Raw genomic sequence first — 14,421 nt, forward strand, 5'->3', positions numbered from 1 at the left:
CACAAATAAGTATTACCTTACTTAATGTAAGGACTTACCTTAAGCTTCATTAGTGTTTTTTCCTCTTCCTTAGTGAAAAGCTGACGATGCTCTACTAAGCTCTGTGAGTACTACTATGTAGTTGCTTATTATCACAGGTCAGGGAGAGACACATGTCGGCTAGTGTTCGTTCGCCACACCGATTCATCACCTATTTAGCGTTTGTTATCACACTATTTTTTGTCTTGGCTGTATCAGCTAGTGCTCATGCCGCCGATAAAAAAGTGATCAAGGCACTGTATATTCCTCTTGCAGATCATTATGCATCGATCGTGGCCTATGAGCGCTATCGCGAAGAGATGAAGTACGCCGATTATCAGATAGAGCAGATGAAAAACTGGGATCTATTACGGGCGTATTTCCAATCCGGTGAGGTCGACATGGCCTATGTGATGAGCCCATTAGCGATGGATATGTTTAGCGAAAAACCGCATTTCAGGTGGATAGGCTTGATGCACAGGGATGGAAACGCATTGGCAATTAACGACCTGCTAAATGAGCAGGTCAAGCTTCCCGCTGTGAGGCATGAAAGAAAGCCCGATGACAAGGTTGCCAAGGCATTGAAGCAAGTATTTGAGTCGACAGGCCGCGCAACCGAAATCGGTATGCCTCATCTGCTGGCGACCCATACCGTTGTGCTATATCGCTATCTAAAAGAGCATGGGCTCACCATGAGTTTAACGCCCAATTCAGGCACCCACGTACTGGCGATTGCCGTCGCGCCACCTAAATCCCCAAGCTTTATTAAGAGTAAGAGTAATAGAGCCCAAGCGGCGGCTTTCGAACAGTCCTTACCCTGGGCTGATGTGGTTGAGACGGGGGGATTTGGGCATGTGGCCTGGTATTCAAAAGATGTGATACCTTGGGAGCATGGGCATGTGGAATGTATTGCTTTGGCAACTGATGCTGCGATTAAATATAAGCGTCAGGCGGTCCATGAAGTGATGGATTATATTCATAAGGCGGGAGAGGACATTGAGGTTGCTCGTGCTCAAGGAGGAGAAGCATTAGAGGAAATCGTCAAATTAGTGCGTAAGCATATTCCGGCCCATACCCGTGAAGCCATTATCGCGAGCCTTGATCCCGACTTGAGAGTGATTAATTATCAAAACCTGAATGTGGATAAACCGGGTCTTAAATTGATTATGGATCTGGCGGTTGAGGGAGGCATCATCAAAAATGTTATCGATATCGACAAGTTTGCAGATGAAGGTTTTAGTCGCAATGACTTAACCGGAGTGAGCCAGGCCCAATTGAACCGCTAAAGTGAGAGAGCCAATGAAACATGAGTTCACACAAGCACCGATGAAAGAGGTAGACAAGCTAAGCTCTTTAAGCTTCAACCTGACTATCTGGTTCTTGATCTTATCCTTACTGCCTCTGACAATTGTTGCCTGGTTCAGTTATCAGCAGGCCAAGCAGAGTCTGGTCGATGCAGCTGAAGAGGAGTTAACTCAGTCTTCGCTGCTGAGTGTACAGTCCATTGAGAGCTGGTTTAATTATCGCATGGTAGACCTCAACGTCGAAGCCGAATCTATCAATGCCGGGCTTATTTTGAATTCACTCTCTGAGGGGAAGCTATCCAGTGGTAAAAAAGCTGATGAATATGTGACGAGTTACGATTGGACCAAGCGAGTCGATGGCCTGCAAAACGACCTTATCGTATTAAGTCGTCAATATGACTATATCAGCGATATATTCTTGATTGATCTCGATGGTGACATTCTTTATTCCGTGGTGAGTAATGATGCGAAAGGCAAAAATGTCTTCTCGGCCAATTTAGTGGCCTCGCAGTTTACTCAAAGTTTAAAAGTGACCATGGACTCTGGTAAGGCTAACTTTTCTGGCTTGGAGAGGAGCCCATTGAGCCAAGGTCAAATCACAGGCTTTATTTCTGCCCCGTTCTCGATGAATTTGGCGCTCCTATCGGGGTCTATGTTATCGAATTAAAGTTCGATAAAATATTGAATATGCTGCACTCGACCATATCAGACTCTAGCTCTTTAACTCATTACATTATTGGTCAAGACGGTATTCTCAGGACGCCAATAAAAGATAATTGGGAGCAGGTCTTGCAAAGAAAAATTAATACTCGTCCTTTTATCGCCTGGCAGGGGAGAGGGACTAATGCTGGCACAGATGGCAAAAGGAGCATAGCTTATGAGTATATCGGACCTTCCGGCAAAGAGGTGATTGGGCTTTACCACACGGTTCATCTTGCCAACATAGAATGGTTATTGATCAGTGAGATAGATAGCGAAGAGACGTTACAAGCCAGCAACTGGTTGAAAAAAATCACCCTCTTATTCGTGCTGCTAACGGCGATGGGCGTGTTACTTGCCTCGGTATTTATTGCTCGCAAGATCACTCGACCGATTATTAAGCTTGCCGAAGCCAGTCGGAAAGTCGCCGCTGGAGAAGATCTGACTCGGGTGGATGTTAAAGGCAAGAATGAAATTGGCCTGCTAGCCAGTGCTTTTAACCATATGCTTGAAGCAAAAGCGCGTAATGAAGAGGCACTTATAGAGGCTAATAGCCTGGTCATGGAGGCGCTGGATTCTCTGGAAGAGCAGAAGTTTGCCTTAGATCAGCATGCGATTGTTGCTGTGACAGATTTGAAAGGCACCATCACCTACGCCAATGATAAATTTGCCGAGATCAGTGGTTACAAAGTCAACGAATTAGTTGGCCAGAATCATCGTATCCTTAATTCAGGTTTTCATTCTGTGGAATTTTTCTCTGAGATGTATAGGACCGTGACTAAGGGCAAGGTGTGGCATGGCGAGATCTGTAATCGCAATAAGCGAGGTGAGATCTACTGGGTTGATACCACCATCATGGCGCTCAAAGATGCGCGAAATCAACCTAAGAGCTACATCGCCATTCGAGCCGATATTACCGAGAGAAAGCGTAATGAGTTAGAGGTTAAAGAGGCGTTGACCCTGATGAATGCCACACTGGAGTCGACCGGTAATGGTATCTTGGTGACCAGTAGTGATGGCGAGATATTAAGGACTAATAGTCAGTTTTCACATCTCTGGGGAGTCGCTAAAGAGTTACTCGACAAAGGGGTTAACGATAGAGTCATATTAAAGCAGATCATGAGTCAGTTGAAAAATCCTGATATTTTCATTAAACGTGTCGAGGAAGTCTATCTGGATAGAGAGTTAGAGGCATTCGATACCATTGAGTTTATCGATGGTAGAGTCTTCGAGCGTGCATCCTCTCCCATGGAAATCGATGGTGAGTATTTTGGTCGAGTCTGGAGCTTTAGGGATATTACCGAGCGAACTGAAAATCAAAATGCCCTGTTGCAGGCGAAAGAGCAGGCAGAGCTAGCCACTAAGGCTAAGAGTGAGTTTCTAGCCAGCATGAGCCATGAGATACGTACCCCCATGAATGGCGTCATCGGCATGTTGGGTCTGCTATCTAACTCTAAGTTGACCGAGTATCAAAACCGCCGTGTCAACATAGCTCAGTCCAGTGCACAATCTTTGCTTTCGCTGATTAACGACATATTAGATTATTCCAAAATCGATGCCGGCAAGTTAGAGCTGGAACAGATAGATTTCAACCTGAGGGGAATGCTGGGTGATTTTGCCGAAGGCATTGCCCATCAGGCTCAAAATAAAAACCTAGAGCTGATTTTAGATCTTAAAGGGGTCGAACAATCTATGGTTACCGGAGACCCTGGTAGGCTGCGTCAGGCGATCACTAACTTAACCGGTAATGCGATCAAGTTTACTCAGCAAGGTGAGGTGGTGGTGAGAGCCGAGCTAACCCCTGCCAATAAGGGGCAATGGTGGTTAACTTGCTCCGTGTCCGATACGGGGATAGGGATTCCCGCGGATAAAATTGACAGTTTGTTTAAATCATTTAGCCAGGTCGACGCATCAACCACCAGAAAGTATGGCGGTACTGGATTGGGACTCGCCATAGTACAGAAGATATCGCGCCTGATGGGCGGGGATGTTTCAGTGAGCAGCGTTTATGGCGTAGGCAGTTGTTTTGAATTTAAGGTCTTGCTTGGCAGGAGTAACAGGTCGACTTTAGTGATCCCTAAGGTCGATATTAGTCAGCTAAGCTTGTTGGTGGTCGATGACAATGCGACTAACCGTGAGGTGATCCGGGAGCAACTTGAGCTATGGGGAGCGACTGTGGTTGAGGCCTGCAGCGGCCAGGACGCCTTGGATATATGCTCTCAAAGGGATAAAGAGCCTGGCAGTCCTAAGTTTGATGTCGCCTTCTTAGACATGCAGATGGCAGCAATGGACGGAGCCGAGCTTGGACAGAAATTAAAAGCCGATCTTAGATTTGCTCAAATCAAGCTGGTAATGATGACCTCTATGTCTCAGATGGGGGATGCCAGTTTCTTCGCGAAACTTGGGTTCAGTGGCTACTTCCCTAAACCTACCACCACCTCAGATATTTTAGATGCGCTCAACGTCGTCGCCGATGGCGGTGAGGCACTTCAAAATGCTCGGCCTTTGGTGACTCATCATTATCTTCAGGCGTTACATCATCAAGCGAACGAGCCCAAGATACCGAGATGGTCTCATGACACCCGTATTCTCTTAGTTGAGGATAACTACGTTAATCAATTAGTGGCCATGGGGATTTTAGAAGATTTTAACTTAGATGTGGTCGTCGCTGAAAATGGTTTGCAAGCATTGAATAAACTGAAAAATGTAGTCGGTTCCCCTTTCGATCTGGTCTTGATGGATTGCCTAATGCCTGAGATGGATGGATATCAAGCCACTAGTGAGATCCGCACCGGCAATGCGGGAGAAGGGAATAAAGACATTATCATAGTTGCCATGACAGCGAATGCCATGATGGGAGATAGAGAGAAGTGCATAGATTCAGGGATGAATGATTATCTGCCAAAGCCGATAGATCCAGATAAGCTGCTCGATAAACTCATACATTGGATTCCTCTGGCTGAGTCTGATGAAGTGGATCTCAATCTAGATGGCTTTGATGTGCATGTGTCTGCTAAGGCATCGGATTCTGCAGTCAGCGCAATAACTGGCGTTAAAACCGACCAAGTCAGTGTTGAGGTCGATAAGGCAATATGGGATAAAGAGGCGCTATTAAAGCGTTCAATGGGCAAAGAATCCCTGTTAAATGCCATAGTGAATCTGTTTGTAGAGGATATGCCTAAGCGTATCGAGTCCCTGTTGGAGGCCAGTGAAATAGGGGATGTTGATCAATTACGTCAAATTTCCCATACTATAAAAGGTGTCGCAGCAAATCTTAGTGGCAGTAAACTTCAAGCTTGTGCAGCGACGATAGAGAAAGCGGCAAAAGAGCAAGAGCTGGATAAAATACGAGCCGAGATCCCCGCGTTACAGATCCGATATGAAGAATTAATTTCAGTGCTCAACCTGCATGAAAAGTCTCCGGAAGAAGAGGTTACGCTAACCCGTGCCAGTAAACAGTTGATTTCAGAAAGCTTAGCGGATATCTCAGTAAAACTCAGTGAAGGCAGTTACATAGATGTAGAGGATTATGGTCATCTAAAAAGAGCCAGTGAACGAGCCGAACTGCAGCAGAAGTTTGATCTTTTACTGCAACTTTTGGCCGATTTTGAACATGAGCAAGCCTGTGTATGTTTGAGTGAGCTCTCCATCTATCTTGTTGATACTGATTCGAGTCCATCTAAGGGGATTGCCAATGGCTGAAAAAGCAACGATTCTATTGGTCGATGATACTCGAACCAACATTCAGCTGTTGGCCGGATGCTTAAAGCATCAGTATCGATTGAAAATCGCCATGAATGGCCAACGTTGTCTCGAGCTCGCCCAAAATCCCCCCTTTCCTGATCTGATTTTACTCGATGTGATCATGCCTGAGATGGATGGCTATGAAGTTTGCCGTCAACTTAAAGAAAACCCAAATACCAAAAATATTCCGATTATTTTTGTCACGGGTCGAGACTCAGATGAAGATGAGGAGTTTGGCTTGCGGCTCGGTGCGGTGGATTACATCGCTAAACCTATACGTCCTGCGATTGTGACGGCTAGGGTGTCTACCCAGATAAAGCTTAAGTATCAAAGTGATGAACTTCGTAACATGGCGCTCCATGACCAACTGACTCAACTGTATAACCGTCACTTTTTAATCGAATCCGCGGCGAATAAATTGGCCCATGTCGATCGACATGGTAATCCGCTATCACTGCTTATGATAGATATCGATTTTTTCAAGCACATCAATGATCAATTCGGCCATCATGCTGGCGATCAGGTACTCAAGGCTATAGCGGAAATACTCAAGACAGGTAACCGAAAAGAAGATGTAGTGGCACGTTTCGGTGGCGAGGAATTTGTGGTGTTACTGGAACATTGCTCCCTCCATTCTGCTGTCGAGAAGGCTGAAATATTAAGAGCTGAAATTGAAGCGCTAGAGCCGATGGGGATAACTGTGACTGCGAGTTTTGGCGTCGCTCAGTTAATGAAACATGAGCAAACATTTGTCGAACTACTTACCCGTGCTGATGCCGCTGTCTACCGGGCTAAAGAGCTGGGACGTAATCGGGTGGTTGCCGCAGAAGATGCGATTTCTGAGCCTTATTTAGACAAAAAAATAGTCTGATTCATTCATTTATTCGATGGGATTAATCATGAGCGAAAATGTAAATATACTAATAGTAGATGATACTGCTGATTGTCGCTTGATGCTCAGCGCTATGCTTGAAGGTGATTACTCAGTGTCCGAAGTGGCTTCCGGTGAAATGTGCCTCATTGAGGTGGCTAAGTCTCTGCCTGACCTCATTTTACTCGATGTCGACATGCCTGGGATTTCGGGGTATGAGGTCTGTGTCCATTTAAGGAAGCAGTACCAATCCGAGTGCTTGCCTATTATTTTTGTATCTGGTTTGGACTCATATGAAGAGCGTCTTGCCGGATATGAAGCCGGCGCCGATGATTACATTGTTAAGCCTGTCGAGCCTGAGATCTTATTTGCTAAGTTGGCCAATTGTTTAGAGCAGCGTCAGAATATGGGCGCAGCTAAGGCGAGTGAGACCGAGGCCGTGAGCATTGCCATGGAGGCGATGACTGTCAACAGTGAGCTAGGGCAAGTGGTGCAATTTATTAAAGATGTTCAATCGATCAAGAATGCCGAGGATGTGGGCCGTGCCATGATCAATATTCTCTCTAGGTTTGGTATGAACGCGGTGGCTCGAGTCGATACAGGTTCTGTAGCGTACATTGGCTGTGATGAAGAGAGTATAGAGGCCGAAGTCTTGTCTCGGTTCGTAGTCCATCATGAGCGGATTTTAAGTGTCGGGATCCGCACCGTAATTCGAGACCCTCACATCGTCCTGCTGATCAAAGATATGCCCTTAGACGATGAGAAGCGCTGTGGTCGTTTTAGAGACCATTTAGCGGTATTGATGGATATCGCAGATGCACAACTGGCTAACATCAAGACCCGTAATGTGATGCTAGAGCAGCGCCAACAGATCTTTACTCAAGTCATCTCGGTGGCGGAAGAGCAGATAAAAAGAACTACGATTCGGCTTTTTGAACACGATAAAAACTCTCAAGGCATCATGCATGGCATGGTGTCCGAGTTAGAAGGCATGTTGTTTGGCCTGGGATTAGAGGAAGATCAGGAGAAAAAGTTGATGGCCTTGGCAGACCAGACCTCCTTGCAACTGCAGGAGACTCAGGGTCAGACACAAGTGGTGAGCAGTGAGCTTGGCGCAATTCTCGAAAGCTTGTATGACTTCTTTAATACACTCAACGAGCCTTCAAAAGGCGATCTATCTTAACTTACTTTCTCTATTTCAGTTGTTAGCCTTATTGAATACTCTCTAAGGCTAACATGTCTACAATCGAGACTGTTCATCATCACTCTCTAACGTTTGTAGACTCTTCTATTACAAGTTCCAACTGACCACTAAAGAACCATAGCCATGCCACTTGTCTGTGTCGCTCTGATATTCCTTGGTGTAGGTATTGAACGTCCAGGCAATAGACCAGCTTGGATGGGCCCAGATAATGCCGGTATTGATGCCTGCTTGTCTGCTTTCTAGCTCGACTTGTGAATCATAGGGGAGAGAACCATCGAGGGTGAGATCGTTGAAGCGATAACCTAGATAAGCGCGGCTATAGACCATGAAGCTGCTGCTTTGGGCCGTGGCGGACAGATTGCCATACTGGCCAGCATGTTGACTCAGTCGACCGAATGAACTTGCCAGTTCGTTTCCCCATCTCAAGGTTAAGCCTAAGTCTGTTTGGCTTCTAAAGTTACCTAATTGTGTATGACTAAAGCCTGCAATATCCCATTGGGTCTCTCCGAGAAAGTCATTATTAAATGCCGCTCCACGCATGAACAAACTGTCAATTTCGTAGGCGACTTGGAGCGTCAGTTGATTTTCGACTTGGTATTGCCATCCTTGAGGAGCGGAGGAACCCGTGACCTTATGCACAAAGGATTGAACTTGCTCATTGGCCGATGCTGGACCAACGACTCCTAATGAGAGCCAGTTTTTTTGCGCTAATCTAGCTGAATAGCTTGCCGTATGACCTTCAAATGCCAGATAGCCAGCATAAGGCCTATCTTCAGCTTGTGGTGCATCGACTTCGATCATGCCTGGTGTCCACATCTGTTGGGTGACCTTCCAGCCCCAAGCGTGCTCAGCATCGGTTTGTGAGAAGGTGAGTGAACCAAGCCATTGAGCCGGCATCGGAGCAAAAGACAAATCAGCCTCTGTATCGCTTTCCCAGCCCAGGATGATGGCATTGGTATAGTTACCATCATCGCCAAAAATGATGTCATTATCGAGTTGGAGATGCCATTGGCCTGCATGTGCGGCTGGAATACCCAATACTAGACTAGCTGCTAAACCAGAAGCGAATACATTGGAGCGAGAAAATAGATGGGACAAATTTTACTCCTAGCTTAGAGGGAATTTCACTCGTCAATCTTCTCCTTGAAAGACAAGAAACTCGTTATTGCCAAGCAAAGTTTGCGCTCACTTCAAATGTGAGTGAGGCAGGTTTGAGCATGGTTAGAGAAAAGCATAAACAAAGCCAGTCGCATATCACAATAAAATAAATGTGACGTTTTGTATTAGCCAATGTTTATCTTGTCTGCATTAGCCGCGATTTTGATTACAAGAATTTAGTCTATGACCTTTTTCACTGCTCTTTCAAACCCGTTTAATGAGTAGCTTTGTTGATGAAAAAGTACCCTTTTCGCATCGTACATCATAGCGATCAACTGCATGCTTTCCGTGTCTTTTATCTGGGCGAAAGACTCGCCATCATCACAACCAATTAAGGCGGGGAGTGCTATGGTTGTCAGTTGACTATCTATCTCTAATTCAATATTTATATTGGCATTAATGGGGTTAAACAGGGCGTCTTGGCCAGCGCAGTATTCACGGTCGTTAACATTGGTGAAAATGACAGAAGCTTTACCCGAACCAGCGTCTAATACCTTCATCTTCTGATAACCATAAGTCGCTATTACAGCAGCATTGCCAGAGTCTTGCTGATGAGTCCAGTCCCCCCTGCCTATCTCACCGGCAAAGATACCTACGGATAACACCAATAAGCCTAACCCTAAGAAGCCTAAGATAGGTTTGATCATATTTACCTCCTGTAATGAGTCGAGTACCAGAGCATATTAGCGTCAGTTTACTTAACAATTGCTGAATCGATTCGCTTAATAAAACACCATTCCGTTACTTTTAACTTGGGAATTAGCTTTATAATAATTTGAATTGCGCGCAAGTTAGTTGCGCGATTAGCTTAATGCTGATAGAGTTGCCTTAAATTGAATTGCGCACAATCTAATTTGGCGTGTGAGCTGAAATTTTAATCCGAGTACTAATACCTAAGCACTGAACAAGAGTACTCATATCAGAGAACTAATACAGGAAGAGAGACTAATTATGAAAGCAATCTATCAAACTAAAGCAACCGCGAGCGCTGGTCGTAACGGCAATGTGGCCACAGATGATGGCAAGTTAAGTCTATCACTTAGCTACCCCAAAGAGATGGGGGGCAGCGGAGAATTTACCAACCCAGAGCAACTGTTTGCGGCCGGTTACAGTGCTTGTTTCTCCAATGCGATTTTACACGTTGCACGGGAAGAGAAACTAACATTAAGCTTGGCACCCGTTACGGCGACTGTCACGATTGGTGTACGAGAAGAGGGTGGTTTTGGATTAACTGCATCATTATCTGTGACACTCGATCTACCTCAAGAGCAGGCAGAGCAATTAGTCAAGACTGCACATCAGGTATGCCCTTACTCAAATGCAGTAAGAGGTAATATCGATGTGGCCCTGACGGTCAATGATCACTTGATATAACTGCTGTTTAACGGTTTATTTAGTAAAGACCTTAATTAACGAAGCAAAGCTTCCTAATAAGAACCAGACTCTATTAACAGAGTCTGGTTCTTTTAAGATCAGAGGATAATAGTTATGAACCTAACATTAATCACCAGTGGAAGAATATTGTTAGCCCTCTACTTCTTATTACCCGGGATCATGAAGTTTGTTAGCTGGGATATGCATGTGGCACTGATGGTTAAGCATAATATGGTGATGATCCCTGTGTTATTGGCAACAGCTGGGGCGTTCGAGATACTCGCCGCCCTGGCATTAATGGCCAATAGATACACTGTAGCCGTGTCACTCATGCTTGCTGCACTCGTGGTTGTAATCAATTTCAGTTTACATGACTTCTGGAACTATACCGGTATCGAGGGAGCCCATGAGATGCAAAACTTCATCAAAAATTTAGGTATTCTTGCTGGTTTGTTGGTGTTAGCCGGACACTCATCGAAAATGAAAGAGAAGGCTGAGTAAAACAGTAAACCAGCATTGGTGGCTTACTGTTTTAAGACTGGCTGATGCGGCAGATGTGACACCAGTTCAGCAGCCTAACAATTGATACTGGTACAGGTTTTACAGGAGCTGTACCAGTACCAATCAGTTTTAGATTGCAGTCTTGAAAATATGCATAAATGAAGGTGGCTGCTCAATATCAATGGGAACTCTGAGCTTTCGTGCCACATCATTGGCGGAGATCAGCCCTCTGATGTGATGCTGCTGATGGTCCACCACCAAAATATGGTGTAAACCATTCTGCTGTAAGGATCTGACGACATCACTGACATTGGCGGTGGTGATCTGCTCATAATCCAGAGCCATTAGCTTATCCCTTGGAATCATCATATCGGTAACTAAGAGTTCTTCCAGACTCGAGCCAAACTTATTCGCTAGCTTGACCATCTTTCTGTGAAGCAGTCTGTGCTTGGTGATGACGCCTAAGAAGTGATTGTTCTTATCCACAACCAGGCGCATAAAACCATGGGTCTTATTCATGATTTCCAAAGCCTCGAGTGCATGGGTCGATGAGTCGATGACCATAGGCTGAGAGTGATCGAAGTCTGTGAAGATAGACAGGGCTGGTGAGCTTAACTTAGTAATATCTTCATCTGATGACCAGAGAAGATGATCGATTGAGGCGGTACTGAATAGTTCTAAATTTCTCATTTTTATGATTCCTTAAACTGCTAAGGTTTAGGCTTAGGTCTGTAGGGGAGACCGGGGCTTCTGTATGCGTGCGGATGGCTACATGATTATCGAGATGATCAGCAGTTAGGCGAAAGAGCCATCGAACACTGAGTTTACAGAAGTAAGCTTGCGCCCTACCAAGTTAAGTTAGATAACGCAAGCGGGTCAATCACATTAATCACAATTAATTTATGTAACTTATTGATGGTTAATGTTAATTTTTGTAACTTATTTGGGTTTGAGCGTTTGAGGGGCCAAAATAGTGCATAGCTAAAATGCAGTTGTAGCTCAGTTTTAATTGGCCAGACTCATAGGGAGACATAGTCGTTGCTGCGGATATTGAAGGAACTAGGAAAATTAGGGGAAGTGGCTCCAGTGTAGAAATACGTTCCCATTACGCAATAACTGAAATTTTTAGTCTCTTAAACGCAATAGTGGCTAAATATTGACTATACTGAATAGTGAAAAGCGTATCATAGGTAGTGATTGGGTTTGTAAGTTTTGATGTCATGTCTATGAGTAGCAACCGTGTTAGTTTCTGGGCTTACAGCGCGGTTAGCGAGGGATATAGCACAACCCTGTGTGTAAGAATGTAAGTATGAGCTAGCCCCCGACGCGCTTTTCACCTATTTCACCTGTGATTAATTAGACCTGCTTACTAGCAGGTTTTTTTATTCTTGTTTACTCAAGTATCCACGAATCCTCAATCGAGCCAGACGCTTAGTTTAAGACAGTTGGTACTTCTTAATCTTGCGATAGAGAGTGGCAACCCCTATCCCTAGCTCCTTCGCCACGAGCTTACGGTTACCTAGTCTGGAGATGCACTCCTCTATTTTTATCTTCTCTATCTCTTCAAGATTTAGATAGTCATCTGTGACTCTGGTCTTGGTCTCACTAACCTCGACCTGATTATCAAAGTAGGGGGGCAGCAGGTCGACATCGATCTGATCGCCAACTGGCACGATATTGACCAGGTACTCGATAAGATTACTCAGTTCACGAATATTTCCCGGCCAGTGGTAGGCATTCAGGCTGTTAATCACCGTCTCTGTGATCCCCGGATAGCAGGCGCCTATGGCGTGAGAGTGGCGCTCTAGGAAGTGATAGACTAAGTGTTCTATATCGCCTTTTCGCTCTCTCAATGCAGGTAAATGCATAGGGATCACATTGAGGCGATAGTAGAGATCTTCACGGAAGTCATTCTGGGCTATCATCTCTTTGAAGTTGCGATTGGTCGCAGAAATAATACGAATATTTACCGGCACTGGGCTGTTAGAACCTATGGGCATTACCTCGCGCTCTTCCAGGACGCGCAGCAGCTTAGACTGAAGTGTCATTGACATATCGCCGATCTCATCGAGGAACAGGGTGCCATTATTCGCCGCCTGAATTAACCCGACTCTACCTTTCGTCAGGGCACCGGTAAAGGCACCTTTGACATAGCCAAACAGCTCACTTTCAAGCAGTTGCTCCGGGATGGCGGCACAGTTAATGGCAATAAAGCTTTGTTTATTACGATCACTATGGGCGTGGATAGCCTTAGCAAAGACCTCTTTACCCGTGCCACTCTCGCCATCGATCAAGATACTCGATGGGCTCCTGGCTACGCGGGAAATTAAGGTTTTTAACTGAAGCATTTGGCTGGATTCACCTATGATATCTTTAAATAAATTCATCGAAGTATCATCTTGGGAGATCGCGTTGTGGGGCTGATAAAAAGACATTAAAAACAGCTGCTGGCTCTTGATGACATGAAACTGTCCTACCACTAGCTCCTGGCGTTTTCCCAAGGTAATAATATGTTGCTCAGGTCCTTTTAATTTATTGTCATGCACCAGCAAAGGCTGAATATTGATCTCGATACTCGTCAGTTCCGTTTGGCTGATATTCAGGTTGGCTAAGGCTGGGGCGTTGCCATGTAAAACCCGATTACTGCCATCGAGAACCAGTACCCCTTGATCCATATTGTTTATTAAGCTGGAAAAAACATCATCTAGCCCGGAGCTACTCTTCTTAGATTCAGATACCTTGATGACAAAAATCTGTGAAATATGCTGAATATAATCGAGAAATAACTGAGTATTATTCTTAATTAATTCCCGTGATTTTTGATTAAATGCCACTAAACTGATCACACCGATACAAGATTCATTGAGTATGATTGGCACACCAAGAAAAGCGGTTTCCTCACAGCTGTCCCGAGTTGTACAGCCTTCACATATAGGATCGGTGCGAGTTTTTACGACCACCTTATTATTTTTGGTTTCTATGATGTATCTGAAAATTCTCGAACTGGTGTTTAGTTTCTTTCCTATGAATTTATTGTAAGGCCCAGTACCTGCGATACGCACTAAATTGGCATCAACCACTTCCGCGTCGAGTTGCAACACGGCGGATAACTTCTGGGTGAATTCTAATATGGTGGGCTGAAGTTTCATCAGCTCAGAGGTATATGCAGTATTCAATTGTGTGATCTTATGATTTTTGTCATCAATCGATATTAGGTGTCTGGCATTCTTTTGTTTTGATATGGAATAATTTTATTTAAGTAAGTTACGCGCTTGTGTAGAAATGTTACCCGCATCACATTGTGGGTATCAGAATGATAATTCTCATCTGAGAGCTATCATTTTAATCACTATCAATGATAGTGCCTCTCACTTCAAACCCTCTACTTTATTGTTTTGAAACCACAAATAACATTTAAAACAACGCCTTACCTTTATTTTTTGGTTTTGGCATCCATCTTGCTTTTAGTCTCTACATCCAATGTGACCTCTGCAAAAATTCCAGTAATCGCCTCTTATTTTAATAAGTAGGTATCAACAAAATCACAA

Annotated in this window: 11 protein-coding genes; 7 read left to right on the forward strand and 4 right to left on the reverse strand. The window is 44.6% G+C overall.

The window, feature by feature from the left end; all coding sequences use genetic code 11:
• The first annotated feature begins 152 nt into the window (after positions 1-152).
• From FM037_RS08490 to FM037_RS08510, 5 genes are all read left to right on the forward strand, one after another.
• Positions 153-1,304, forward strand: coding sequence for an ABC transporter substrate-binding protein (locus tag FM037_RS08490; protein WP_144045639.1), 1,152 nt, complete (start codon positions 153-155; stop codon positions 1,302-1,304).
• 13 nt (positions 1,305-1,317) lie between these two features.
• Positions 1,318-1,989 (forward strand): PDC sensor domain-containing protein, encoded by a 672-nt coding sequence (locus tag FM037_RS08495; RefSeq protein WP_144045640.1) that lies wholly within the window; start codon positions 1,318-1,320, stop codon positions 1,987-1,989.
• Positions 1,990-2,111: 122 nt separating this feature from the next.
• Complete coding sequence (locus FM037_RS08500) at positions 2,112-5,723, forward strand: response regulator (RefSeq protein ID WP_229381118.1); 3,612 nt, start codon at positions 2,112-2,114, stop codon at positions 5,721-5,723.
• Positions 5,716-6,636: a diguanylate cyclase gene (locus FM037_RS08505; protein WP_144045642.1), complete on the forward strand. Its 921-nt coding sequence runs from the start codon at positions 5,716-5,718 to the stop codon at positions 6,634-6,636. Before FM037_RS08500 ends, FM037_RS08505 begins: the two co-directional genes overlap by 8 nt.
• Before the next feature lie 28 nt (positions 6,637-6,664).
• Positions 6,665-7,819 carry a response regulator gene (locus FM037_RS08510; RefSeq protein ID WP_227992585.1) on the forward strand — a complete coding sequence of 385 codons (1,155 nt, stop codon included), beginning with the start codon at positions 6,665-6,667 and terminating at the stop codon, positions 7,817-7,819.
• A gap of 108 nt (positions 7,820-7,927) precedes the next feature.
• On the opposite strand, the gene FM037_RS08515 is transcribed toward FM037_RS08510, so the two are convergent.
• Together FM037_RS08515 and FM037_RS08520 are read right to left on the reverse strand one after the other, a co-directional pair.
• Entirely contained in the window at positions 7,928-8,938 is a 1,011-nt protein-coding gene (locus FM037_RS08515; protein WP_144045644.1) for a lipid A deacylase LpxR family protein, read from the reverse strand.
• A gap of 236 nt (positions 8,939-9,174) precedes the next feature.
• On the reverse strand, positions 9,175-9,645 hold the full coding sequence (locus FM037_RS08520; protein ID WP_144045645.1) for a hypothetical protein: 471 nt from the start codon (positions 9,643-9,645) through the stop codon (positions 9,175-9,177).
• 304 nt (positions 9,646-9,949) lie between these two features.
• Between FM037_RS08520 and FM037_RS08525 the strand changes: the two genes are divergently transcribed.
• Positions 9,950-10,372: an organic hydroperoxide resistance protein gene (locus FM037_RS08525; RefSeq protein WP_144045646.1), complete on the forward strand. Its 423-nt coding sequence runs from the start codon at positions 9,950-9,952 to the stop codon at positions 10,370-10,372.
• A 114-nt stretch (positions 10,373-10,486) separates the two neighbouring features.
• Positions 10,487-10,873 (forward strand): DoxX family protein, encoded by a 387-nt coding sequence (locus FM037_RS08530; protein WP_144045647.1) that lies wholly within the window; start codon positions 10,487-10,489, stop codon positions 10,871-10,873.
• 129 nt (positions 10,874-11,002) lie between these two features.
• Here FM037_RS08530 and FM037_RS08535 read toward each other — a convergent pair whose 3' ends face one another.
• Together FM037_RS08535 and FM037_RS08540 are read right to left on the reverse strand one after the other, a co-directional pair.
• Complete coding sequence (locus FM037_RS08535; RefSeq protein WP_144045648.1) at positions 11,003-11,563, reverse strand: CBS domain-containing protein; 561 nt, start codon at positions 11,561-11,563, stop codon at positions 11,003-11,005.
• Between the two features lie 746 nt (positions 11,564-12,309).
• Entirely contained in the window at positions 12,310-14,049 is a 1,740-nt protein-coding gene (locus FM037_RS08540) for a sigma-54 interaction domain-containing protein (RefSeq protein ID WP_227992583.1), read from the reverse strand.
• Between the last annotated feature and the right edge of the window lie 372 nt (positions 14,050-14,421).

Source organism: Shewanella psychropiezotolerans, from assembly GCF_007197555.1.
Taxonomy (GTDB): Bacteria; Pseudomonadota; Gammaproteobacteria; order Enterobacterales; family Shewanellaceae; genus Shewanella; species Shewanella psychropiezotolerans.

Excerpts from the sequence above, each read along its gene's own strand:
- FM037_RS08505 (WP_144045642.1), top strand. The coding sequence starts at position 5,716 with ATGGCTGAAAAAGCAACGATTCTATTGGTCGATGATACTCGAACCAAC.
- FM037_RS08535 (WP_144045648.1), bottom strand. The coding sequence starts at position 11,563 with ATGAGAAATTTAGAACTATTCAGTACCGCCTCAATCGATCATCTTCTC.
- FM037_RS08530 (WP_144045647.1), top strand. The coding sequence starts at position 10,487 with ATGAACCTAACATTAATCACCAGTGGAAGAATATTGTTAGCCCTCTAC.
- FM037_RS08490 (WP_144045639.1), top strand. The coding sequence starts at position 153 with ATGTCGGCTAGTGTTCGTTCGCCACACCGATTCATCACCTATTTAGCG.
- FM037_RS08495 (WP_144045640.1), top strand. The coding sequence starts at position 1,318 with ATGAAACATGAGTTCACACAAGCACCGATGAAAGAGGTAGACAAGCTA.
- FM037_RS08510 (WP_227992585.1), top strand. The coding sequence starts at position 6,665 with ATGAGCGAAAATGTAAATATACTAATAGTAGATGATACTGCTGATTGT.
- FM037_RS08525 (WP_144045646.1), top strand. The coding sequence starts at position 9,950 with ATGAAAGCAATCTATCAAACTAAAGCAACCGCGAGCGCTGGTCGTAAC.
- FM037_RS08520 (WP_144045645.1), bottom strand. The coding sequence starts at position 9,645 with ATGATCAAACCTATCTTAGGCTTCTTAGGGTTAGGCTTATTGGTGTTA.